23 protein-coding genes are annotated in these 22,820 nt (G+C 46.2%); 2 read left to right on the top strand and 21 right to left on the bottom strand.

Features of this window, described 5'->3' with window-relative positions; genetic code table 11:
• Positions 1–69: 69 nt before the first annotated feature.
• The 21 genes from ACMXI2_RS01160 to ACMXI2_RS01060 all read right to left on the bottom strand — a co-directional run bounded on the left by ACMXI2_RS01160 (position 70) and on the right by ACMXI2_RS01060 (position 20,659).
• Positions 70–1,173: a D-TA family PLP-dependent enzyme gene (locus tag ACMXI2_RS01160; protein WP_483779907.1), complete on the bottom strand. Its 1,104-nt coding sequence runs from the start codon at positions 1,171–1,173 to the stop codon at positions 70–72.
• Between the two features lie 47 nt (positions 1,174–1,220).
• Positions 1,221–2,534, bottom strand: a complete 1,314-nt coding sequence (locus tag ACMXI2_RS01155; RefSeq protein WP_483779906.1) for a gluconate:H+ symporter — start codon at positions 2,532–2,534, stop codon at positions 1,221–1,223.
• Between the two features lie 48 nt (positions 2,535–2,582).
• Positions 2,583–3,860, bottom strand: a complete 1,278-nt coding sequence (locus tag ACMXI2_RS01150) for an ABC transporter permease (RefSeq protein ID WP_483779905.1) — start codon at positions 3,858–3,860, stop codon at positions 2,583–2,585.
• 147 nt (positions 3,861–4,007) lie between these two features.
• Positions 4,008–5,381, bottom strand: coding sequence for an NADH-quinone oxidoreductase subunit N (locus ACMXI2_RS01145; protein ID WP_483779904.1), 1,374 nt, complete (start codon positions 5,379–5,381; stop codon positions 4,008–4,010).
• Positions 5,382–5,445: 64 nt separating this feature from the next.
• The gene (locus tag ACMXI2_RS01140) at positions 5,446–6,882 is read right to left on the bottom strand and encodes a complex I subunit 4 family protein (protein ID WP_483779903.1); all 1,437 of its coding nucleotides are present in this window, start codon (positions 6,880–6,882) and stop codon (positions 5,446–5,448) included.
• 33 nt (positions 6,883–6,915) lie between these two features.
• Positions 6,916–8,814 (bottom strand): NADH-quinone oxidoreductase subunit L, encoded by a 1,899-nt coding sequence (nuoL, locus tag ACMXI2_RS01135; RefSeq protein ID WP_483779902.1) that lies wholly within the window; start codon positions 8,812–8,814, stop codon positions 6,916–6,918.
• A 54-nt stretch (positions 8,815–8,868) separates the two neighbouring features.
• Positions 8,869–9,186: an NADH-quinone oxidoreductase subunit NuoK gene (gene nuoK / locus ACMXI2_RS01130; RefSeq protein ID WP_079469422.1), complete on the bottom strand. Its 318-nt coding sequence runs from the start codon at positions 9,184–9,186 to the stop codon at positions 8,869–8,871.
• A 51-nt stretch (positions 9,187–9,237) separates the two neighbouring features.
• A complete protein-coding gene (locus tag ACMXI2_RS01125; protein WP_483779901.1) occupies positions 9,238–9,732 on the bottom strand; it encodes an NADH-quinone oxidoreductase subunit J family protein in 495 nt (164 codons plus the stop codon).
• A gap of 59 nt (positions 9,733–9,791) precedes the next feature.
• The gene (nuoI, locus tag ACMXI2_RS01120; protein WP_483779899.1) at positions 9,792–10,295 is read right to left on the bottom strand and encodes an NADH-quinone oxidoreductase subunit NuoI; all 504 of its coding nucleotides are present in this window, start codon (positions 10,293–10,295) and stop codon (positions 9,792–9,794) included.
• A gap of 53 nt (positions 10,296–10,348) precedes the next feature.
• Positions 10,349–11,392 carry an NADH-quinone oxidoreductase subunit NuoH gene (gene nuoH, locus ACMXI2_RS01115; protein ID WP_483779898.1) on the bottom strand — a complete coding sequence of 348 codons (1,044 nt, stop codon included), beginning with the start codon at positions 11,390–11,392 and terminating at the stop codon, positions 10,349–10,351.
• A gap of 21 nt (positions 11,393–11,413) precedes the next feature.
• Positions 11,414–12,502: an NADH-quinone oxidoreductase subunit G gene (locus ACMXI2_RS01110; protein WP_079469425.1), complete on the bottom strand. Its 1,089-nt coding sequence runs from the start codon at positions 12,500–12,502 to the stop codon at positions 11,414–11,416.
• Between the two features lie 75 nt (positions 12,503–12,577).
• A complete protein-coding gene (nuoF, locus tag ACMXI2_RS01105; protein ID WP_483779897.1) occupies positions 12,578–13,942 on the bottom strand; it encodes an NADH-quinone oxidoreductase subunit NuoF in 1,365 nt (454 codons plus the stop codon).
• Positions 13,943–14,006: 64 nt separating this feature from the next.
• Complete coding sequence (locus tag ACMXI2_RS01100) at positions 14,007–14,195, bottom strand: hypothetical protein (RefSeq protein WP_483779896.1); 189 nt, start codon at positions 14,193–14,195, stop codon at positions 14,007–14,009.
• Between the two features lie 23 nt (positions 14,196–14,218).
• Positions 14,219–14,722, bottom strand: a complete 504-nt coding sequence (locus tag ACMXI2_RS01095; RefSeq protein ID WP_079469428.1) for an NADH-quinone oxidoreductase subunit NuoE family protein — start codon at positions 14,720–14,722, stop codon at positions 14,219–14,221.
• Positions 14,723–14,766: 44 nt separating this feature from the next.
• The gene (locus ACMXI2_RS01090; protein ID WP_079469429.1) at positions 14,767–15,987 is read right to left on the bottom strand and encodes an NADH-quinone oxidoreductase subunit D; all 1,221 of its coding nucleotides are present in this window, start codon (positions 15,985–15,987) and stop codon (positions 14,767–14,769) included.
• Between the two features lie 12 nt (positions 15,988–15,999).
• Positions 16,000–16,515, bottom strand: coding sequence for an NADH-quinone oxidoreductase subunit C (locus ACMXI2_RS01085; RefSeq protein WP_079469430.1), 516 nt, complete (start codon positions 16,513–16,515; stop codon positions 16,000–16,002).
• A gap of 45 nt (positions 16,516–16,560) precedes the next feature.
• Complete coding sequence (locus ACMXI2_RS01080; RefSeq protein ID WP_079469431.1) at positions 16,561–17,124, bottom strand: NADH-quinone oxidoreductase subunit B; 564 nt, start codon at positions 17,122–17,124, stop codon at positions 16,561–16,563.
• A 22-nt stretch (positions 17,125–17,146) separates the two neighbouring features.
• The gene (locus ACMXI2_RS01075; protein WP_483779895.1) at positions 17,147–17,638 is read right to left on the bottom strand and encodes an NADH-quinone oxidoreductase subunit A; all 492 of its coding nucleotides are present in this window, start codon (positions 17,636–17,638) and stop codon (positions 17,147–17,149) included.
• A 64-nt stretch (positions 17,639–17,702) separates the two neighbouring features.
• Positions 17,703–19,454, bottom strand: a complete 1,752-nt coding sequence (locus ACMXI2_RS01070) for a tetratricopeptide repeat protein (protein ID WP_483779894.1) — start codon at positions 19,452–19,454, stop codon at positions 17,703–17,705.
• Between the two features lie 36 nt (positions 19,455–19,490).
• Positions 19,491–20,405 (bottom strand): substrate-binding domain-containing protein, encoded by a 915-nt coding sequence (locus ACMXI2_RS01065; protein WP_079469433.1) that lies wholly within the window; start codon positions 20,403–20,405, stop codon positions 19,491–19,493.
• 11 nt (positions 20,406–20,416) lie between these two features.
• A complete protein-coding gene (locus ACMXI2_RS01060) occupies positions 20,417–20,659 on the bottom strand; it encodes a hypothetical protein (protein ID WP_370909270.1) in 243 nt (80 codons plus the stop codon).
• A gap of 312 nt (positions 20,660–20,971) precedes the next feature.
• On the opposite strand from ACMXI2_RS01060, the gene ACMXI2_RS01055 reads away from it, so the two are divergent.
• Complete coding sequence (locus tag ACMXI2_RS01055) at positions 20,972–21,409, top strand: low molecular weight protein-tyrosine-phosphatase (protein WP_483779893.1); 438 nt, start codon at positions 20,972–20,974, stop codon at positions 21,407–21,409.
• Positions 21,410–21,430: 21 nt separating this feature from the next.
• Positions 21,431–22,780 carry a histidine--tRNA ligase gene (gene hisS, locus ACMXI2_RS01050; RefSeq protein ID WP_483779892.1) on the top strand — a complete coding sequence of 450 codons (1,350 nt, stop codon included), beginning with the start codon at positions 21,431–21,433 and terminating at the stop codon, positions 22,778–22,780.
• Positions 22,781–22,820: the final 40 nt, after the last annotated feature.

The following is a 22,820-nucleotide window of genomic DNA, read 5'->3' as shown; positions in this document are numbered from 1 at the left end:
CAATAAACAAGAAAGCTATTTAAGTGAATGGTTTCAATCACTTAAATAGCTTTCTTGCTTTTATCTTCTTTAGATGATAATCTGCCGGTCGCGCGCTACAATACGCCAGTTGGCGATCACTGCATTCCGCTCTGCCACATAAGCTTTTTCATACAACGCCACCGTAGGACAAATATGTTTTGGCACACCATACAATACCGTGCCTACGGGATACTCCGCAGCATCCGTCACCTTCAATACCAGGTGTTCTTCACTCTGCGATACCGGTTCCGCCGCCGGTGCATTCAGGAATTGTACCCGCGGCTGGGGATTCTCTGCTGCTACTGATTTATGTCCCAGATCAATACAAATATGCTGTTCATCAATAACAGAAATCACCCGGCTGATCACCAGCGCAGCCCATTTAAACGGCTGCTCCGGCAGATTGGCGGCGTATCCCGCATCCCAGAATATGAAAGTACCCGGACTGCAGGTAACGCCTTCCCTTCCCGCATGCACCGGGAAAGTAGGGGTGCCGCCTGCAACAATTTCCGGCTGAGGAAGACCGCTGCTGATTATGGCCGCGGCCAGCGCAGCAACAGGAACATATGCTGCATCACAACGATCTTTTCGTATAGCCATATTCGTATCATGCAGGTGACCATCGTATGCGTGTAATCCTACCGGCACTACTCCCGGCAGCGTGTTGAGGTATTGGTATAACTCCAGTGCCGCTTGTCCCGGCTTAATACCGGTGCGGTTCATCCCTACATTAAGATCCACATATACCGGCAGCCGGCGCCCGTGCGCAGCGAAAACAGCACTGATAGCCAGTGCGGCATCTGCATTATCTGTAACACATGAAAAGGCCGTGTGCGGGTACTTCTGCACCAGCTCCAGCAAACGCACTATCTTCGGGCCAACAGGCTGATAAGCCATCAAAGCGTCTTCCGCATTCACCATTCCCAGCATCTCACCTTCCGCAATGGTGGCAAATTTAAAACGAGTTATTCCCGCCTCCATAATCAGCTGTATTACTTCAGCGATTTTACTCGTTTTTACGTGTGGGCGTAACCGTTGTATATCATCAATCATTGTTTTTAACAAGGAGATATTATCCTTTATCCTGTCTTTATAAATAACAATCGCCGGAGAATCAATCTGCGCAGCATTTGTAAGCTGATACCATTCCATGCGGATACTTTTTAAATCAATATTGTAATTACGTATACCCTTTAACGTTATACAAACAAACTTAAGATCAAACACCCGACCAACCCTGTTACAGATACAATAGTTTCCATTACCGACCAGGTTTTAATAGTGTCTTTTACAGACAAGTTAAAGTATTCCTTGAACATCCAGAAACCGGCGTCATTCACGTGAGAAAACATCAGGCTGCCTGCGCCGGTAGCCAGTACCATCAGGTTGGCATTTACACCGGAAGCAGCAATCATAGGTGCAACAATTCCTGCGGTGGTAAGTCCGGCTACAGTGGCAGATCCTATACACACCCTGATGATAGCCGCAATACCCCACGCCAGCACTAACGGATGCAGGTGCATATTCTCAAGCGTGGCAGCAATGTAACTGCTAACCTTGCTGTCGTGCAGTAACTGTGTAAGCGCACCGGAGCCTCCTATTACCAGGATAATAACAGCGACATCGCGCACGGCGTCGTCCATCACCACCATCACTTTTTTTGCGGGCATCCCTCGTTTCAGTCCTAATAAATACATCCCGTTTAATACCGCCAGCAACATCACAATCAGCGGCTCTCCCAGCCAGGTGGCCAGTCTGAAAAGGAAAGTATCTTCAGGCACCCATAGCTTCACCAAAGCCGTCACCGCCAGTAAAAATACAGGTAACAACGCTGCAAAGAGACTCACAAACATACCCGGCAACTGCTCTTCCGGGATCGGCGGCGCCACAAACATTTTTCCCGGAGGATTTGTGTAGTGTTTCAGGAAACGCGAAAATACCGGCCCCGCCAGCACAATAGCCGGAATAGCTACCATAATACCATATAGCAACGTAAGCCCCATATTGGCATGAAACTGCTGTATCAATGCAGTTGGAGAAGGATGCGGCGGCAGGTACCCATGCGTTACAGATAAAGACGCCAACATAGGAATACCGAGATATACTACCGGCAACTTTGTACGCGCCGCCACCGTAAAGATCAGGGGTACCATCAACACAAACCCGATATTATAAAACAAGGGAATACCCACTATAAAGCCAGTGAGCATCAACGACCATTGTACATACTTTGGCCCGAACAGGTTCATTAAACCTCCGGCGATTTTTTGGCCGGCTCCGCTCTCCGCCACCAGCTTTCCAAGCATGCTGCCGAAAACAATGATCACAATCAGGGACCCTAACGTTTTGCCAATACCTGTTTGAATAGACTGCGTGATGTCTGTTACGTTCATATGCAACGCCAGTCCCATCAGCAAAGACACTATAAGGAAAGAGAGGAAAGTATTTAAACGCCACCAGGTGACCAGCATTACCAGCAAAAGGATGGCCGCAATAACAATTAATAAGGGCATACAGCTGTTGTTTTACATGAACATGGAAAACAACAAGATAATAAAATATTATTCGTATCTCAAGGCTATAATAGGATCTAATTTAGAAGCCTTATAGGCAGGATATAAACCGGAAACGAGCCCTACTGCAGCACAGATAGTTACCCCAATGATGATCCAGATCCACGGTACAATGAAAGCAGACTTCAGTAATACAGAAACAATATTTCCCAGGAGCATTCCCATAATTACTCCTATCAGTCCGCCCATTACACTGATAATAATGGATTCATACAGGAACTGGGTACGCACTACATGACTGGTGGCCCCCAATGCTTTGGTAACGCCTATTTCGCGGGTCCGTTCCGCTACAGATACCAGCATAATATTCATCAGCCCAATGGCAGAACCAAAAAGCGTAATAAAGGCAATAACAATAGCAAATAGGTTTACTTTACCCAAACTGGAAAAAAGCATCTCTGCAATACTATCGCTCTTGCTGATCTCAAAATTATCTTCTTCATTGATATTCAGTCCGCGTATAACACGAAACAGCCCTGTGGCCTCTCCCTGCGCAGCATCCATCTGTTTAATATCTTTCACGGCTACAGCTATCTGGTAACTGGCATTGGGCCGGTTAAACACCCTGCGGGTATTATTCACCGTGGTAATCACCACATTATCGGCGCTCATCATTTTACTGCTGCCTTTTGATGCCAGCACCCCCACTACCCGGTACCGGATATCTCCCACCCGGATCGTACTGTTCACTATACTTTTGAGCTGCTTGCCAAATAGTTTCTCCGCCACATCAATACCAAGAATAGCCACATTTCTGCCGGACTGTACATCCAGCTGGTTAAAATCCCTTCCCTGTGAAATCTCATAATTGGAAATCTGCAGGTAGTGTTCATCTCCCCCAATCACCTGTACATTTGGATTCGTTTTCTTATCATCTTTGTATACTGTGGCAATACCGGTGGCCTGGAAAGATACGCTCACAACAGCCGGGAAATGGTAACGGTCGCGGAAAGCCACTGCTTCCTGGTAACGGATAATTTTATTGCTGTTGGATTTTTTTACCTTCTTTACATGCTTGTTCCCCTTCGAAGCTTTATTTCCATCATCGCCGATATGCACCTGCATCCCCCGGTTACGGATAGAGAAACTGTTGGCGCCCATACTTGCGAAGCTGCTGTAGATACTGCTCTTCATACTGTCGATTGCCGTAAGAATACCTACCAGTACCGTAATACCCAAAGCAATGATAGACACAGTAAGACCTGTGCGCAACTTGTTGCTGGTTACAGAACGGTATGCCAGGGAAAAAATATCTCTTGATTGCATAATGACGGGTTACCTATAAAGTTAATGTAATATAGCTATTTAATCCATTCAATTTGGGATGAACGGCGATCAGTATAAAGGAGAAGACCGAAGCGGATCATGTAAATCGCTTCGGTCTTCTCCCTGTATTTTATAAGCTAACAGCTTTTACATCCAGCATAACAAGAGGTTCGGGAACAGGCCCAATACCAGTACCAGCGCAACAGCCAGGATCAGGGCAGCTTTAAAACCACCTGAAACGGGTTCTACTTCCGGTTCGCCCTGTTTGAAATACATGGCAATGATCACGCGGAAGTAATAGTATACGCTGATGGCAGCACACAATACTGCTATGATTACCAGCCATAAAATATGACCATGTTCGATAGCCGCAGATAAAACAAAGTATTTTGCAAAGAAACCGGCCGTAATGGGAATACCGGCCAGGGAAAACAGGAATATGGCTACCGCAGCGGCCAACAAAGGCTCCTTGCGGGCCAGGCCGTTGAATCCTTCAAAAGTATAATCTTTCAGCTTCATCAGTACGGCAAATACCCCGATGGTGGCAATGCTGTAAGCAGCGGAGTACAGGATAATTCCCTGTGTGCCCATGTTATTCATCGCCACTACGGCAAACAACATAAAGCCCGCCTGCGCAATACTGGAGTAGGCCAGCATCCGTTTTACACTCTGCTGGAAAACCGCGCTGAAGTTACCAAGTATCAGGGTAGCTGCTGTAATAATAGAAAGGATCAGTGTCCAGTGTTCGCTGATGCTGCCACCGGCAAAGCTGGTATGGAACATCCGCAGGAAAGCCACAAATCCGCCCGCTTTCACTACTGTGGACATAAAAGAAGTGAATACAGTGGGGGAACCATCGTATACGTCCGGTGTCCAGAAGTGGAACGGTACCGCAGATACTTTAAAAGACAAGGCAAATACCATCAGGATGATGCCGCATAACGCTAACGGATGCACGCTTTCCGCGCCAAGCCCTAACGCCGAGATATCAAAGGTGCCGGCGGCGCCATAGATCAGGGTAATACCCATGAGCAGGATACCGGTAGAGAAAGATCCCATCAGGAAATACTTCAGGGATGCTTCATTACTTTTCAGGCTTTTCTTATCCGCGCCCGCAAGAATATACTGCGGAATAGACATGATTTCAATAGCCAGGAACAACATCAGCAGGTTGCTGAAAGAAGTAGCCAGCGAAATACCCGCCAGGATAAAGAATATCAGGGCGAAATAATCAGCTACATGCTCTCCTACCTTTTCAAACTCACTGCCTGATAACAGGAAATATAACAAGGTGGCGCCCAATGCTACCGCATTGAATAACACACCAAATTTGGTTACTTCAATCATGCCATACATGATATACCCGCCTTGCTCTACAGACGGATATTGCGCCAGATTAGCAATAAATGCTATGAGGATGGCCGCGATGGCAAAAAATTTAATATGCTGCTTATTGCGTACAAATAAACCAACAAACATCAGTACAACGCCCGATAAAGCAGTAGAAATTAGTGCATTCATATTTTTGCGTTACAAAACCCCGTTACAAATTTTTCCATTCCGGTATTCAGCTTTTGGCTGAAGATCAGAATAATTTACTTACCACTTCAGATGTGCCGCTCACCAGATCCAGCATAGGTTTGGGATAAACGCCCAACACGATGATCATGATCACCACCAGGCTTAAAGCCAGTGTTTCACCCGGCTGCAGATCTGTAGTAGTTTCGGTTAATTCATTTCCCTCGCCAAATATCACCTTCTGAATCATACCCAGGGTATATACAGCAGAAAGGATGATACCTAATCCGGCAAATGCCATAAACCAGTGATTATATTGGAACAATCCGCTGAACATCAGGAACTCACCAATGAAACCATTGGTCAGTGGTAAACCGATGTTTGCCAAACTGATAATAACGAGGAAAATAGCCATGCGTGGGGCCTTCTGTGCCATACCACCCATCTGGTCCAGGTTTTTGATCCCTAAACGGTTTTGAATTACTTCCACGATGATCCACAAACCAATGATATTGATACCGTGGTTAAACATCTGTACCATTACCCCCTGCAGGCTTTGTTCGTTGTTGGCGAAAATAGCAGCGCACATCAAACCGATGTGGGCAATAGAGGAGTAAGCAATCAGTCGTTTCAGATCATTCTGTACCATCGCAATGCAGGAAGCATAGATAATACCGATGATGCACAATACAATGGCCACATCAGACCACATAGCAGCGCCCTGTGGTACTACCGGCAGCAACCAGCGGATCACACCAAATAAACCCATTTTCACCATCACCCCGGAAAGGATCATGGTAACAGGGGTGGGCGACTGCTCATAAGTATCGGGCTGCCAGGTGTGAAACGGAAATACCGGCATCTTAATGGCGAAAGCCACAAAGAACAGCCAGAACAGCCATTTCTGATCATCCGGATTCAGCGCTGCACTTGTAAAGGAAGCCCAGCTGAAGGAATGATCCGGTGTTTGAAAGTAGATATAGATAATACCTACCAGCATTAACAACGAACCCAGGAACGTGTACACAAAGAATTTAAAGGTAACGGCGATCCGTTTTTCACCACCCCATAAAGAGCAGAGGAAGTAAACAGGTATCAGGGCCAGTTCCCAGAATATGTAAAACTGCAGGGCGTCGAAAGCGGTAAATACACCGGTTAAGCCAGCCTGCGATAATAACATCAGACCATAAAAAGCATTTGCCTTTTCGTAGTTGCGGCTATAAATAGTAATGAAAACAAGCAGGGAAGCAATCGCTGTAAGTAAGCAAAGCATCACACCCATTCCATCTAATCCAACACGGAATTGACTTCCCAGCTGCGGAATCCAGTTGGCAACAAAGTTAAGGCTGTCTGGAGCAGTACGAAAGCGGCACCACGATCCAATTGCTAACACCACCGTTGCCAGCGATGAGATCATGCCCAGCACTTTTGGCCCGGACCCCTTCAGACCAAATGCAATAAGGCCCGCTATGAAAGGAATCAATATTAATAAAACTGTCAACATAATTTATCTGCGCTTGTAACTTCTGCTATTGGTTTATAATAAGAATCCGATCACAAATAATACGATCATACCGATGACCATCGCAAAGATGTAGAAACCTACCTGTCCGTTTTGTACCAGGCGGATCTGCTGACCTCCCCATTGTACACCACGGCCTACACCGTTCACCAGCTTGTCGATACCCGCCTTTTCCACCGTATCACGGAAGAAACGGGACAATTCATACAATGGTTTTACGATAATAGTATCATACAGCTCATCTATATACCATTTGTTTTCAAGCACTTTTGTCAAACCAGTACTTTCTGTACCCGCATCTTCAAACTTCGTAAATTTCTGACGCGCCAGCAGGATAAATACAATCACCAGCACACTACTCACACCCATCAGCAGCCATTCTGTATTGTGCGACAGGTGGTGTTCCACTGCGAAAGGTGCAGAAGGTGCAAACACCGGCGCCAGGTATTCGGCCAGCATGTTCTTCGTTCCAAACACTTCCGGTAAACCAACGTAACCACCAATCACGGAAAGTACTGCCAGGATAACCAATGGAATGGTGATCGCAGAAGGGCTTTCATGCAGGTGGTGTTCCTGTTCGTGTGTGCCACGGAATTTACCGGTAAAAGTGATGTAGTATAAACGGAACATATAGAAGGCGGTCATCAGCGCGCCAACCAGGCCCAGTACATATAATACCGGGTTGTTGGCAAATGCCTGCGCCAGGATCTCATCTTTGGAGAAGAAGCCGGAGAAACCGGGAATACCCGCAATCGCCAGGCATCCTACCAGGAATGTCCACGCAGTGGTAGGCATGAATTTTTTGAGGCCACCCATCTTCCTGATATCCTGTTCGCCACCCATTGCATGGATTACGGAACCGGAACCGAGGAACAGGAGGGCTTTGAAGAAGGCGTGTGTCATTACATGAAACACGGCCGCTCCGTAAGCGCCTACGCCCAGGGCGAGGAACATATAACCTAACTGGCTCACGGTTGAATAAGCCAGTACTTTTTTAATATCGTTTTGCTTTAAGGCAATGGAAGCTGCAAACAGGGCAGTAGCCAGTCCTATGATGGCAATCACCGTTTGGATATGCGGCGCCAGTGTATAGATCACGTTACTGCGGGCAATCATATAGATACCGGCGGTAACCATCGTGGCCGCGTGGATCAGGGCAGATACCGGAGTAGGACCTGCCATCGCATCCGGCAACCAGGTGTATAAAGGAATCTGTGCAGACTTACCCATTGCACCTATAAACATCAGCATGGCAATAGCGGTAATCACGCTATTGTTCATTCCCAGCGGCGCCGCTTTGGCAAATACTTCCGGGAAAGTAACCGTTCCAAACTGCAGGATCATGAAGAAGATAGCGATCAGGAAACCGAGGTCACCGATGCGGTTCATCACGAATGCTTTTTTAGCAGCATTGTTATAGCTGGTATTTTTAAACCAGAAACCGATGAGGAGATAAGAACAAAGACCAACACCTTCCCAGCCAATGAACATCATCACGTAGTTGGCGCCCAGCACCAGTATCAACATGGAAAACACGAAGAGGTTGAGATAAGCGAAATATCTTGCGAAGCTCTCATCGCTCTCGCCGTGCATGTAAGAAGTAGAGTAGATATGGATCAGGGTACCCACGCCGGTGATCACCAGCAGGAACAAAGCACTCAACTGATCTACCTGGAAAGCGAAAGGAATCTGCAGGGAACCTACAGATATGAAATCAAACAGGCGTACTGTTTGAGCAGAAAATCCCGGGGCTTTAACTTCCAGGAATATTAATAAGCTAATCACAAAGGACGCCAGTACTGCGCCACTGCCAACAAATCCTACCAGGGACTTGGATAAAAATCTGCGTCCCAACCCATTCACCAGGAAACCCAATAATGGTAAAAATGGTACCAGCCAAACTAGATTAATCATTTATCAATTCTATTTACGACGTCGAAAAATTTAATAATTAAGAAAGCAGAATTATTAATTTTTCAGCCTGTTAAGAATGTTAATATCTACTGAGTGTGTATTTCTGTAGACCATAGTAATTATAGCCAGTCCTACTGCTACTTCCGCAGCCGCTACCACCATAATAAAAAATACAAAGAGTTGTGCAGAACCGGCATCTACCCTGCCTGCATCTGCCCACATTTTGGAAAATGACACCATCAACAGGTTTACTGCATTCAGCATCAGCTCTATGCACATAAAAATAATAATCGCATTTCTGCGCATCAGTACACCCATCACACCTATGCAAAACAAGGCGATACTCAGGAATATGTAATATTGAACAGGCATAAAATAAATTACGGGTTAGGAATTACGAATCACGATGAGCAATCCGTATTGCTATTCTTTTTTACCAATTACTACGGCGCCGATCATTGCGCTGAGGAACAGGATACTGCTCACTTCAAACGGCACCACATATTGTTTGAACAGGACCATACCGAGGTTTTTGATTAACCCGATATCAGTAGCATTGGTACTCAATGCCGGCATGCTGGCATCGCGTAATGCTGCTACCAATACTACCAGTAAAGCGCCCCCGCTGATAGCCCCGGCATATTTCAGCCAGTTGCGTTTCTGCGGTTCCAGATCAGCATTCAGATTCATGAGCATCAGCACGTACAGGAACAATACCATGATAGCGCCTGCATATACAATGATATGCACTACTGCCAGGAACTGGGCATTCATCATAATATAGTGCCCTGCTATGGTAAAGAATGTTACGATCAGGCACAACACGCTCGTCACAGGGTTTTTACTCAATACCACGCCCAACGCTGATACCAGCGCCACGACCGACAGCACCATGAAAATTATTTGTTGTATACTCATTCCCATCTCTGCTATGTTTGACTATTGTATTTTTAGCTAAATGTGCGCTGTGAATAATATTATTTGCCTTCTTTCGGATGAGGAATCAGCAGATCATCTTTTCCGTAGATGAAGCCTTTACGCTGATAGTTTGCAGGAGCAAAAGTTTCAGACATATACACCGCATCTTTCGGACAAGCTTCTTCACAAAAACCACAGAAAATGCAACGGAGCATGTTGATCTCATATTTCGCTGCATATTTTTCTTCCCTGTACAGGTTTTCTTCTCCCTCTTTCCTTTCCGCTGCTTCCATTGTAATGGCTTCAGCAGGACAGGCAACTGCGCACAATCCGCAGGCAGTACATCTTTCACGGCCTTCTTCATCCCGGTTCAGTACATGTAATCCACGGAATACGGGGCTGAAATCACGTGTTTTTTCAGGAAAACTAACTGTAGCTTTCTTCTGAAAAAGATGCTTAAAAGTGATCCCCATGCCTTTGGCAATAGCAGGGATGTACATCTTCTCGGCGAATGTCATCGGCCGGCGGTCTACTGCTTTTGCCCTGTTAGTTAATGCTTGCATAATGAATGCTTTATTTAATCCACACGTTGTGTGTGTATTTAATCAGATAATTTTTAATGTTGACGTGCCAATACCAGTGCTCCGGTGATCAGCATATTTACCAGTGCCAGCGGAATCATAATCTTCCAGCCCAGGCGCATCAGCTGATCGTAACGGAATCTCGGAACGGTCCAGCGTACCCACATAAAGAAGAAAATGAAAAACAGTGTTTTGAGGAACAGGGCCACAAATCCGAGGATGGTGACCATGTTTGGCTCCAGTCCCAGCTTATCCATATAAGGGAAGGCATACCCACCGAAGTACATGGTAGCAATGAGGGCGGAACTGATAAACATGTTGATATATTCCGCAAACAGGAAGAAACCCAGTTTCATGGAAGAATACTCCAGGTGATAACCACCGTTCAGTTCATTTTCTGCTTCCGGTAAATCGAAGGGAGCGCGGTTACATTCTGCAAAAGCGCATACCAGGAAGATGAAGAAGCCTAATGGCTGATACACCACATTCCATAAGCCATGACGCTGTTGTTCCACGATATCCTTTAAGCTCAGGGAGCCGGTCAGCATCAGCAATGCGATCAGTGCCAGTCCCATTGGCAGTTCGTAGGAGATGATCTGCGAAGCGGCACGTACAGACGCCAGCAAAGAGTATTTGTTGTTGGAAGCCCAGCCGCCGATCATAATACCGTAAACACCCATGCTCACTACGCCGAAGATGAAGAGTATACCGATGTTTACATCTGCTATCTGCAGGGAAACAGGACGGCCGGCAATTACCAGGGTATCGCCCCAGGGGATAACGGCGCTGGTCATACAGGCCACTAACATGGCGATGGAAGGTCCCAGCACGAAGAGAAAGCGGTTGGCATTGGTAGGAATAATTTCTTCTTTGAAGAAGAGCTTTCCACCATCTGCCAGCGGTTGCAGCAATCCCATAAAACCGGCGCGGTTTGGCCCTAAACGGTCCTGGATCCAGGCTGCCACCTTCCTTTCACCCCAGGTAGAATACATGGCCACTACCAATGAAAGTACCAGTACCCCTGATATCAGGAGTACTTTTTCAATTATAAAAAACCAATCTATGCTTAATAAGGTCATACTTACACGTAATTACGATTGTTACTTCTTAAAATCATCAGAGTGAGCAGGGCCGTTGATCTTCGACAGATCAATATCCGGTCTGTTTACCTTGCTTTCAGAGTGGATGTCAAACAACAGTTTGGGTTGTCTTCCGTCCAATACATCTACCAGCGGATCTTTAGGTTTTACGGTATTCACGTAATGACCCTGGGAAATAACGCTGTTACGTTCTATTTTGCGCGGACCTTCAATGATCCAGTCTTTTGCTTCTTTTTTATCAAAGCGGCAGGTATCGCAGATAAAGGCTTCCACTTCGCCGTATTTATCTTTACGGGCCGTTACGCGGAATACTTCATCACCGCGCATCCACAGTACGGTTTTACCGCAGCATTTTGGATTTTCGCAATCGCGGTGTGCATCTACCGGTTTCAGGAACCATACACGGTTTTTGAACCGGAAGGTTTGATCGGTTAAGGCGCCTACCGGGCAAACGTCGATGACGTTGCCGATGAAGTCATTATCGAGCGACTGGGAGATGTAGGTGCTGATTTCAGAAGCATCGCCACGGCCCAGGATACCATGTTCGCGTTTTTCGGTGAGCTGATCGGCAGTGTACACGCAGCGGTAGCAAAGGATGCAGCGCGTCATGTGCAGTTTGATATGATCACCGAGATCTACTTTATCAAAGGTTCTGCGTTTAAATTCGTAGCGTGTGCTGTCGGCGCCGTGTTCGTAACTCAGATCCTGCAGGTGGCATTCCCCGGCCTGATCACATACCGGGCAATCCAGCGGGTGATTGAGCAACAGGAATTCCACTACTCCTTTACGTGCGTCCAGTACTTCCGGGGAAGTGATATTGGCTACTTCCATACCATCCATTACAGTAGTACGGCAGCTGGCCACCAGTTTAGGCATCGGGCGCGGATCGGCATCGGAACCTTTTGATACTTTTACCAGGCAGGTACGGCATTTACCACCGCTGCCCTGCAGTTTGGAATAGTAACACATGGCCGGCGGCACTACCTCTCCTCCTATCTTCCGGGCCGCATTCAGTATGGTTGTACCGGGTTCCACCTCTACAGAGATGTTATCGATTTTAACCTTAAATAATTTTATTTCCTCCGCCATCTTAATATCTTTTGTGCTCGCGGGGAGCAACGTTTATTTATATATTGATTTCTTATTTCAGTATATGCCTACCCGTTATACAGCGGCTGGTATTGGCGCCGGCAATGGGTCTGCGTAATGAGCCAACCCAAAGTTACGGGTCTGTGATTCTTCAGGATTTGCCACATGCCATTCAAATTCATCGCGGAAGTGGCGGATCGCTGCTGCTACCGGCCATGCTGCTGCATCGCCGAGCGGGCAGATCGTGTTCCCTTCAATTTTACGTTGAATATCCCACAGTAAATCGATGTCGCTCATTTTGCCTTTACCATGCTCGATGTTCTGCAGTACTTTCTTCATCCAGCCGGTGCCTTCGCGGCAAGGGCTGCACTGACCACAGCTTTCGTGGTGGTAGAAGCGTGCGAAGGTAAGGGTATTGCGCACAATACACTGGTCTTCGTCCATTACAATAAATCCGCCGGAACCCAGCATAGAGCCTGTTGCAAAGCCGCCATCAGCCAGGCTTTCATAGGTCATCATACGGGTTTCGCCTTTTGCTGTTTTCAGCAGCAGGTTGGCCGGTAACACCGGAACGGATGAACCGCCGGGGATACAGGCTTTCAGGCGCTTGTTATTTTTGATACCACCGCAGTATTCATCAGAGTAGATGAATTCTTCTACGGAGATATTCATTTCTATTTCATAAACGCCGGGTTTGTTGATATTACCGCAGGCAGAGATGAGTTTGGTGCCGGTGGATTTGCCGGTGCCATATTTAATGTATTCGTCGCCGCCGATGTTGATAATAGGCACTACTGCAGCGAGTGTTTCCACGTTATTTACTACGGTGGGCGATTGCCATAATCCTTTTACCGCCGGGAATGGCGGTTTGATGCGTGGATTACCGCGTTTGCCTTCCAGGGATTCTATCAGGGCAGTTTCTTCACCGCAGATATAGGCGCCTGCACCGCGTTGTACATATATTTCGAGATCGAAACCGGTACCCTGGATATTTTTACCCAGCCAGCCTTTGTTTTTTGCTTCTGCGATGGCCTGTTCCAGGATGTCCGGAATCCAGGCGTATTCACCGCGGATGTAGATGTAGCAACTGTTGGCGCCGAGAGCAAAGCTGGAGATCAGTAATCCTTCAATGAGGAGGTGGGGGATGAATTCCATGAGGTAGCGGTCTTTGAACGTACCTGGCTCCGACTCATCGGCATTACAAACCAGGTAGCGCGGAACGCCTTCCGGTTTAGCGATGAAACTCCATTTCAGGCCGGTGGGGAAACCCGCACCACCACGGCCTCTCAGGCCGCTCTTCTTCACTTCGTCCAGTACGCCGTCCGGCCCCAGGGTTTTCAGCGCTTTTTCAGCTGCAGCATAACCGCCATTGCTCCGGTAGGTGTCATAGTACCGGATGCCTTCAATATGTGCTTTATCTAACAGTAATTTGCGTCCCATTGTCTTCCTTATGGTGTAATGTAACCGGTATTCCCGGCGCCATTATCAGATTTGTGTATATCTTTTATGCCTTACGTATGCCGTGTTGCGAAATGCGTTCTGCCAGCCTGTAAAACAGGAGTCCTGCGCTTACGCCACAGATAACGGAAACAAACCAGTTATCGATCCGCCACAATGCGGTGAGTAACGCCATCAGCAGTATTGCTTCCACTACCTGTAATTTGTGGCGCTGATACATTTCCTTTAAACGCATAATCAGGTTATTTTTTGGATGCATCAGTTGGCGTTTGCTTTAGATCTGCATTCTGCAATGATTTCATCTACTTTGGCTGGTGTAAGGTGTTCCCGGTAATGTTTACCCAACTGCATCATGGGGGCATAACCGCAGGCGCCGAGGCACTCTACCGTTTTAAGGGTAAACAACCCGTCGGCGGTAGTTTCACCTACGCCGATACCCAGCTTATTTTTAATGTAATCAATGATCTGATCAGAACCACTTACCATGCACGGACCTGTTTGGCACACCTCAAATAAATAGGTACCCACTGGTTTCAGGTTAAACATGCTATAGAAAGTAGCTACCTCGTACACTTCAATTGATTGCAGTTGCAGTAAAGTTGCAACGTAGTCCATTGTTTCTGCACTCAGCCATCCACCAAATGCTTCCTGAGCCAGGTGCAACACCGGTATCAACGCACTTTTCTGCTTCCCTTCCGGGTAGCGTGCAATGATTTCTTTTACTTTATTCAGTTTCTCTTCAGAAAATTGAACCACAGCCATTATTTTATTCAGCTTTAATCTTCGAAATATTCAATAGCGCACTACTATGCATCCAGTTCACCTGCAATCAGGTTCAGGCTACTCATACAAACGATCGCATCGCTCAGCATGGAACCCTGTACCAGTTCGGCATATGCCTGGTAGTAAATGAAGCATGGACGACGGAAGTGCAGCCTGTAAGGACTACGGCCACCATCGCTGATCAGGTAAAAACCAAGTTCGCCATTGGCGCCTTCTACTGCGTTGTACACTTCACCGGGAAGCATGTCTGCTTCTCCCATCACAATTTTAAAGTGATAGATGAGCGCTTCCATTTTTGTATAAACATCCTGTTTTTCAGGCAGGTAATAAGCAGGTACATCTGCGTGGAATACATCTGCCGGCAGGCTTTTCACTTTATCCATCGCCTGGCGGATGATGCTGAGACTTTCCCACATTTCGGCATTACGTACCTGGAAACGGTCGTAGCTGTCACCGGTAGTACCTACCGGTATGGAGAAGTCGAAATCCTGGTAAGAGCTGTAAGGATTGGCCACGCGTACGTCGTAATCCACGCCTGCTGCACGCAGGTTTGGACCGGTGAAACCGTAGCTGAGCGCTCTCTCTGCTGTAATAGCACCTACGCCCTGTGTACGTTCCATGAAGATACGGTTACGGGTAAGCAGGGTTTCAAATTCCTTCAGCACAGCAGGATATTCGTTCAGGAAGCGTTCTATTTTTGCGAAAGCTGCGGGCGTGAAATTTCTTTCAAAGCCGCCGATACGACCAATGTTGGTGGTCAACCGGGAACCGCAGATCTCTTCATATATTTCGTATATCAGTTCACGGTAGGTCATCACGTAAACGAAGCCGGTTAATGCGCCGGTATCTACTCCCATTACGGAGCTACAAATCAGGTGATCTGCAATACGTGCCAGCTCCATGATAATAACGCGCAGGTAATCCACTCTTTTAGGCGTTTCAATGCCCAGGAGCTTTTCTACGGTCAGTAACCAGCCCATATTGTTAATAGGGGCAGAACAGTAGTTCAAACGGTCTGTCAGTGGTGTGATCTGGTAATACGGACGGCGTTCTGCGATCTTTTCAAACGCGCGGTGGATATACCCTACGGTAGAAACAGCGCTCACAATGCGTTCGCCATCGATTTCCAGAATGTTCTGAAATACGCCGTGCGTAGCCGGGTGAGTAGGACCCAGGTTGAGCGTGGTCGTATCTTTTTCAATAGAGCCTTCCGGCAGTTTTATATGTTGTTTCTGATCTAACATAACCTCGTTGTATTAAAGATTTCCTCCCCTTCCAAACATTTCATCATCTTTATCAATACGCATGGAGTCTTCCAGCGGAAATTCCTTTCTCATAGGGAAATAGGTCATTTCGTCCACATTCAGCACACGGATCAGGTTAGGATGTCCTACAAAGTTGATCCCGTAGAAGTCGTAAGTTTCACGTTCCATCCAGTTGGCGGATGCGTACAGCTGGGTAGCTGTAAACACGTCCGGTTTGGCTACGGGTGTGAATACTTTCAGACGGAGCCTGATGTTATCCTGCAGGTTGTGCAGGTGATATACTACTGCCAGTTCTTCGTTTTTCCTGTCGGGATAATGCACTGCTGTGATATCCGTTAAAAAACGAAAACGCAATTCCTCATCATCAAACAGGAATTGCATTACTTTCAGGTTATAATCTTTCTGTGCGGTGAGGGTTAGCAGCCCAAACGGCTCTTCAAAGCCGGTTAGCACATCTCCAAACTTCTCCGTCAGGCGTTGCTGTATGCGTTCGTTTGTTAAAGACATTAACAATTTGAAATTTACGATTTACAATTAACCATTCCCCTCTCCTTACTTGATACCGTAAGACTCCATCAGTTCTCTATACCTGTCGGAGTTACGGCGGCGGAGACTTTCCTGGCCTACCAGGGCCTGTATTTTCATGAACCCATCGATGATACCTTCCGGTCTTGGAGGGCATCCCGGCACATATACATCTACCGGAATCACCTGGTCGATCCCTTGTAATACAGAGTAAGTATCAAATATACCACCGCTGGAAGCGCAGGCGCCTACCGCCATTACCCAGCGTGGTTCTGCCATTTGCAGGTATACCTGGCGTACAATTGGTCCCATTTTTTTGGAAATGGTACCCATTACCATGAGTAAATCGCACTGGCGTGGCGTAAAGGCCATACGTTCTGCCCCGAAACGGGCCATATCGTAGGTAGCTGCCATTGTGGCCATGAATTCGATTCCACAGCAGGAGGTAGCAAATGGTAAAGGCCAGATGGAGTTTTTACGCGCCAGGCCTATTACCTTGTCAAAAGAGGTGGCATAAAATCCTTCACCGGAATATCCCTCGGGGATTTCCACCATCTTCACCTTGTTATTATATTGAACCGGACGAGCCATTGGTTTTAATTTAAAGAGTTAATTAATCTTCCCATTTCAATGCACCCTTCTTTGTGATGTAGATAAATCCACACAAAAAGAAGCCCACAAACATCAGCACGGCGGTAAAGCCTTCCCAGCCCAGTTCCCTGAAATTAACCGCATAAGGATAGAAAAAGATTACTTCCACATCAAATAACACGAAAAGAATAGCGGTCAGAAAGTACTTGATGGCCACCGGCTGCCGGGCATTGCCCTTTTGCTCGATACCACTTTCAAAGTTAATAAGCTTATCGCTGGTTTTGCGTTTAGGACCTAAAAAGTGAGTAGCTAACATCGTGATCCCAACGAAACCTAAAGCAGCAATTAATTGCAGTACTATAGGGAAATAGCTAAAAGGAGTAGTCGTTGCTGACAAAAATACAGTTTCTGTATACATAAGCTTCCCGATAAAAACAGTGTCCGAATGCGCAAAAATACTGTAAGTTGACCAAATATCAAATCTATTAGGATTTAAAATATTATCTTTTTTCACCAACCGGAAACTAAAAAACCTCCTGCGGGTACAGGAGGTTTTTAGTTTTATACGCAATTAATGCTTATTTCTTGTTCTGACCTTGCTTTGCAGCTGGTTTAGTGGCTGGTTTTTCGCGGGCAGCCATGTTTTCGTTGATCTGTTTAACAGCTGTGTTATTCGGATCTAATGCAGACAGTTTATCGGCATATACTTTTACATTGGCTTTATCTTCCTTAAAGTAGTAGTACAACAGCTCATAAGTATAAGCATTGATCAGGGTACCCCTGTTTTTAGCAGGATCTACTTCAGAAATTTCTATGTATTTGTCATAGAAAGGCTTTGCAACACCAGCCTGGGCCTGTGGATCTTTAGCAAAATTGCTCTGGCCTCTCCAGTAGTAACCGGTACCCAGTTCAGGTTTTGCCTCAATTACCTTCTGGAAAGCAGAATCCGCTTTAGCCAGCAAAGTAGTATCGAAAGGCTTAACATTTACTGCACCGTAGTAGTAGTTAATACCTACGTTGAAGTAATCGATCGCCTGCAGTTGTATTTTATTGGCGAGCGATAATTCGTTCGCTTTTGCATACCAATCTGCAGCAGCAGTGTAGTTTCTGGCTGCTTTCAGCTGATCTGCAATCTGGATATACGTTTCCGGATCTTTAGCAGTGATAGAACCTGCATATTTTTCCAGGTAAGCCAGTGCTTTGGTGTTGTATTGGCTCTGGGTAGCAGAATCGCTGGATTTCAAACGCATATAAATGGTGCTCAACAGTTTGTAGTCGTTAGAGTCCAGTTTGGCGTCGCCAACTTTCGCGGCATACTCGTCCATTACTTTTTGTGCATTCAGGGAATCACCTTTCTGCAGGTAAGCATCACCGATAAGCAGGTTCAGTTTATTCTGGTAGAATTCATTAGCGCCTGCTAAAGTAGCCTGACCTTTGCTGATGGCGTTATCATAATCTTTCTTGAAGAAAGAGATGTAAGCAGACAGGTACTGGGTCTTGGTTTTATCTGCCGGATCTGCTACAGCCATGTATTTTTCCAGGTAAGTAGCGGCGTTATCCCAGGATAACTGATCTTTTTTAGGTGTGATATAGAAGTTGAACAGTTCGTAGAAAGCGGGACCATAGTTAGGATCCATATTGGTCGCCTTAGTGTAGTCGGCCACTGCTTCTGCCTTCAGTCGGGCGTTGTAGTTTACCAAACCCTGTTTCATTACTGCTTCAGCGTTGTTAGGATCAAGCTCCAATGCTTTTTCATAAGTGGTGATGGCTTTACCACCATTTTCACCACCGAGGAAACGGTAAGCATCTCCCAGCTCAATATAGTCGGCTGCAACAGGCGTATATTGTTCTTTTCTCTTACGGCCTTCGTTGTTCAGGAGTTTTTCCATTACGGTGAGGGCATAAGCGCGGTCGCCACCTTTGATTTCGCTGTTTGCGTCGGCAATGGCACGGGCAACATCTCCATCGCGGCCTTGTGTGGCAGCGCTGGCGGCATCAAATTTCTGTTTAGCGGCAGCGGCGTTACCATTGATCAGATCAATACGGCCCATACCAGCCTGTAGTAAAGCAGATGTGGGCACTGCCTGTAAGCCTTTCTGGAAGGTAGCAGCAGCACCTGCAGCATCATCCATTCCGAGTTGGGCTATACCGAGGTAATAATACGCTTTGTCTTCCGTAGGCTTTGCTGCGATCACTTTCTCTAAATTCTGCTTGGCAGACAGGTACTTACCATAATACAGGTCTTTAAGTCCGTCCTCCACAGATTGGGCCATCACACCGCTTGAGGCGGCGCAAAGCAATGCTACGATTAAACTTTTCCGTTTGTTCATGCAATCTGGTTTTTTAGTTTTAGTTGTGTTTTTCTTCTACTTAAGGTTGGCTTCCCTGAATACTACATTCAATCTCGCCGGGAATAAACGGAACTGCTTCATAACGAGCTGTCCCTCATAACTACCGAGAAAGGTTGCAAATCCACTGCCAAGTCCATGATATGGTTCTTTCAGGCAATAGAAGAAGCCGCGTTTTAACGGATAGGTGCCAATACCAATATAGGCCTGGTATGGCTTAACAAATTCTGAACCATTGTCTGCTCTTAGTCTTACTACAGACACCTCGCGTGTAAAAGCCATAGACAATGAATCGTTCGGATCGGAGATCCAGCTAACACCTATAACACCAATCGCGTCTTTGTTTTTTGTCACGTAGTCCACCACCTCCGGGTTTGTTTTCGCAGCCATCGTATTTGTTGGCAGAGGTTTCCCCTTATTGATAGAATCCATGATATACCGCACGGTGCTTGAGTTGGCATTATCAAACACCAGTTGCCACTTCCTGTCTTTATTGGTGCCATCCATGATCCCACGTACCTGTTCCATATTCAGTACAGAATCAGGATTATCTTTATTTACCACCAGCGCAAGAGCGTCCCAGGCAAGTAAAAGGCTGTTAGGCGTAATTTTGATTTGCTTGAAGTAATCGCGTTCCTGCTGGTTGAAATCGCGGGTAACGATTACCAAACGGGCACTATCATTTAAAAGATCTTTAAAGCAATCAGCCTCCGGTTTATAGGTAGGGATGATATGTGCTTTTGGATACAGCGATTGAAAAACCTTTATTTCCGAATCTATCAGCGGCTTATATGTCTCATCCACACTTATATGGATGGTGCCTTCTGTAGCTGTATCTAATTTTTTCGCATTGGGATTCTGCCCGCAAGCGGCCATCATCAATGTAATAGCTGTTAAATATACAGCATTCATTCTTTCTAAACTGAAAAACATATCACACCTCTTTAGTTCCTGTTAAAAAAAAGTTTTCTCACTCCGTTATAAACCCTAAAGAGGCCGTAGACTATTAAAACCGCACCAACAATACTCATCATCTGCGGCGATATTCTGAATTCTCCGAATCCGAGTTTTTCCGCAAAAATTGCGAACAAACCAAAGAGGATAAAGAATATTCCCCTGATCAGCTCACCCATTGGCCGATACCTGTTTTCCTGCCGTCTGCTTGTTTGTTCTTCGTGTGTTTCCATGTTGCGAATTACAATTATACAAAAAATAATTTTTTAATCGGGTATAGAGAATTTTAGAGGAATGTTAAAAAACTGACTTAAAACCGCACTCTTTTGCTTGTCCAGCCGCAATTTGAGGCATTTTTTCAACATGTTGTTATTTTTTGATTTAAAATATGATCATTTACTGCTTATTATAATTTGCGGCAAATACTTCTTTATAACTCAAAAATCCCCGCTTTTTTCTTCTAATTCCTGTTAAAAGATGCAAATACACGCACATTTCCATAATATCTTGTAGGTTTGCGGCCTGATATTCAAATATTCATCTGCATGAAGATATTGATGGTTTGCCTGGGTAATATTTGCCGCTCCCCCCTTGCAGAAGGGATTATGAGGCACCTGGCAGCAACAAGGGGACTGGACTGGGAAATTGATTCTGCCGGCACCGGCAACTGGCATGTAGGCCACTCACCGGATCACCGCTCCATAAAGGAAGCCCGGAAAAACGGTGTGGATATCACCGGATTACGGGGCAGGCAGTTCCAGACCGCCGATTTTGATACCTTTGACCGCATCTATGTTATGGACAGGAATAATTATGCCGATGTGTTACGCAAAGCCCGTAACAACCCGGATAAAGCAAAAGTAGCCTTCCTGCTGCCGGATCAGCAGGACGTTCCAGATCCCTGGTTTGATGACGCCCTGTTTGCACCTGTTTATAAAATGATCTACGAGGCATGCGAAAACATCGCAGACCAGCAACCATAAAACTTTTAATATTTTTTAGAGATGATAAAGCCCGGTATTCCTAAAGGCACCCGTGATTTTGGCCCGGTGGTAGTGAGAAAACGTAATTATATTTTCCAGACCATCCGCGAAACCTTTGAGGTATTCGGTTTCCAGCCACTGGAAACTCCCGCGATGGAGAACTTATCCACCCTCACCGGGAAGTACGGAGAGGAAGGAGATAAACTGATGTTCAAAGTACTGAACAACGGAGAGATCTATGGTGAAGCCCATCAGGCTAAAGACAATAAAGAACTCGTTTCCGCCATTACCGAAAAAGCACTGCGTTACGACCTGACCATTCCCTTCGCACGCTACGTGGTAATGAACCAGCATGAACTGGCACTTCCCTTTAAACGCTTCCAGATGCAACCCGTATGGCGCGCAGACAGACCGCAGAAAGGCCGCTACCGCGAGTTCTATCAATGCGATGCCGATGTGGTAGGCAGTAATTCCTTACTTAATGAAGTAGAATTACTGCTGATATACGATACCGTGCTAACCAAACTGGGCCTGCAGGGTTATGAATTGCGCATCAATAACCGTAAAATATTATTCGGCCTCGCTGAAGTGATCGGCAAAACCGAATTACTCACTGATATTACAATCTCCATAGATAAACTTGATAAAATTGGTGCAGACGGCGTAAGAAAAGAATTACAGGAACGTGGTTTAACCGGTACTGATATTGATACCATCGAAAAGTTCCTGGCTATCGACGGAAGCAGCGAAGAAAAACTGGCACAGCTGAAAACACTCCTGCAATCTTCTTCCACGGCGTTAAAAGGCATTGAAGAATTGTCGTTTGTGCTCAACTCGGGCTATGCTACCTTCAATACCACTCCCATCATTGATGTGACGCTTGCACGCGGACTTAACTACTACACCGGTATGATCGTGGAAGTAAAAGCCCCTGCTACCGTGAAAATGGGCAGCATTGGCGGTGGTGGCAGATATGATGACCTCACCGGGCTCTTTGGCCTGCCAGGCATTTCCGGCGTAGGGATCTCCTTTGGTGTTGACCGTATTTATGACGTGCTGGAAGAACTGAAACTATTCCCGCAAACGGCACAGCAATCTACCAAAGTATTATTCCTGAACCTCGGAGAAGCCAGTTCCCGCGCAGCTTTCAGCTACATGATGCAATTGCGTCAGCAGGGCGTTGCCGCGGAATTATTCCATGAACCGGCCAAGATGGATAAACAAATGAAGTATGCAGATAAAAGGGCGATTCCTTATGTAATTATCCTCGGAGAATCTGAACTGCAGGAAAACCTGGTGAGCGTGAAAAACCTTACCACCGGCCAGCAGGAGAAGGTCAGCGGTGCGGAATTAATCGGCTACGCATTCTGATTTAAGCGATAAAAAAAGAAAGGCCGTTTGTACGATACAA

Source organism: Chitinophaga sp. G7 BAM 1005, from assembly GCF_057126945.1.
Note: the sequence above shows the minus strand (reverse complement) of the source record. Positions and strands in the feature narration are given on the sequence as shown.

What these genes read in the sequence shown, in the direction of transcription:
- ACMXI2_RS01160 (WP_483779907.1), bottom strand. Translation starts at nt 1,173, where the DNA reads ATGGAATGGTATCAGCTTACAAATGCTGCGCAGATTGATTCTCCGGCG.
- ACMXI2_RS01155 (WP_483779906.1), bottom strand. Translation starts at nt 2,534, where the DNA reads ATGCCCTTATTAATTGTTATTGCGGCCATCCTTTTGCTGGTAATGCTG.
- ACMXI2_RS01150 (WP_483779905.1), bottom strand. Translation starts at nt 3,860, where the DNA reads ATGCAATCAAGAGATATTTTTTCCCTGGCATACCGTTCTGTAACCAGC.
- ACMXI2_RS01145 (WP_483779904.1), bottom strand. Translation starts at nt 5,381, where the DNA reads ATGAATGCACTAATTTCTACTGCTTTATCGGGCGTTGTACTGATGTTT.
- ACMXI2_RS01140 (WP_483779903.1), bottom strand. Translation starts at nt 6,882, where the DNA reads ATGTTGACAGTTTTATTAATATTGATTCCTTTCATAGCGGGCCTTATT.
- nuoL (WP_483779902.1), bottom strand. Translation starts at nt 8,814, where the DNA reads ATGATTAATCTAGTTTGGCTGGTACCATTTTTACCATTATTGGGTTTC.
- nuoK (WP_079469422.1), bottom strand. Translation starts at nt 9,186, where the DNA reads ATGCCTGTTCAATATTACATATTCCTGAGTATCGCCTTGTTTTGCATA.
- ACMXI2_RS01125 (WP_483779901.1), bottom strand. Translation starts at nt 9,732, where the DNA reads ATGAGTATACAACAAATAATTTTCATGGTGCTGTCGGTCGTGGCGCTG.
- nuoI (WP_483779899.1), bottom strand. Translation starts at nt 10,295, where the DNA reads ATGCAAGCATTAACTAACAGGGCAAAAGCAGTAGACCGCCGGCCGATG.
- nuoH (WP_483779898.1), bottom strand. Translation starts at nt 11,392, where the DNA reads ATGACCTTATTAAGCATAGATTGGTTTTTTATAATTGAAAAAGTACTC.
- ACMXI2_RS01110 (WP_079469425.1), bottom strand. Translation starts at nt 12,502, where the DNA reads ATGGCGGAGGAAATAAAATTATTTAAGGTTAAAATCGATAACATCTCT.
- nuoF (WP_483779897.1), bottom strand. Translation starts at nt 13,942, where the DNA reads ATGGGACGCAAATTACTGTTAGATAAAGCACATATTGAAGGCATCCGG.
- ACMXI2_RS01100 (WP_483779896.1), bottom strand. Translation starts at nt 14,195, where the DNA reads ATGCGTTTAAAGGAAATGTATCAGCGCCACAAATTACAGGTAGTGGAA.
- ACMXI2_RS01095 (WP_079469428.1), bottom strand. Translation starts at nt 14,722, where the DNA reads ATGGCTGTGGTTCAATTTTCTGAAGAGAAACTGAATAAAGTAAAAGAA.
- ACMXI2_RS01090 (WP_079469429.1), bottom strand. Translation starts at nt 15,987, where the DNA reads ATGTTAGATCAGAAACAACATATAAAACTGCCGGAAGGCTCTATTGAA.
- ACMXI2_RS01085 (WP_079469430.1), bottom strand. Translation starts at nt 16,515, where the DNA reads ATGTCTTTAACAAACGAACGCATACAGCAACGCCTGACGGAGAAGTTT.
- ACMXI2_RS01080 (WP_079469431.1), bottom strand. Translation starts at nt 17,124, where the DNA reads ATGGCTCGTCCGGTTCAATATAATAACAAGGTGAAGATGGTGGAAATC.
- ACMXI2_RS01070 (WP_483779894.1), bottom strand. Translation starts at nt 19,454, where the DNA reads ATGAACAAACGGAAAAGTTTAATCGTAGCATTGCTTTGCGCCGCCTCA.
- ACMXI2_RS01065 (WP_079469433.1), bottom strand. Translation starts at nt 20,405, where the DNA reads ATGTTTTTCAGTTTAGAAAGAATGAATGCTGTATATTTAACAGCTATT.
- ACMXI2_RS01060 (WP_370909270.1), bottom strand. Translation starts at nt 20,659, where the DNA reads ATGGAAACACACGAAGAACAAACAAGCAGACGGCAGGAAAACAGGTAT.
- ACMXI2_RS01055 (WP_483779893.1), top strand. Translation starts at nt 20,972, where the DNA reads ATGAAGATATTGATGGTTTGCCTGGGTAATATTTGCCGCTCCCCCCTT.
- hisS (WP_483779892.1), top strand. Translation starts at nt 21,431, where the DNA reads ATGATAAAGCCCGGTATTCCTAAAGGCACCCGTGATTTTGGCCCGGTG.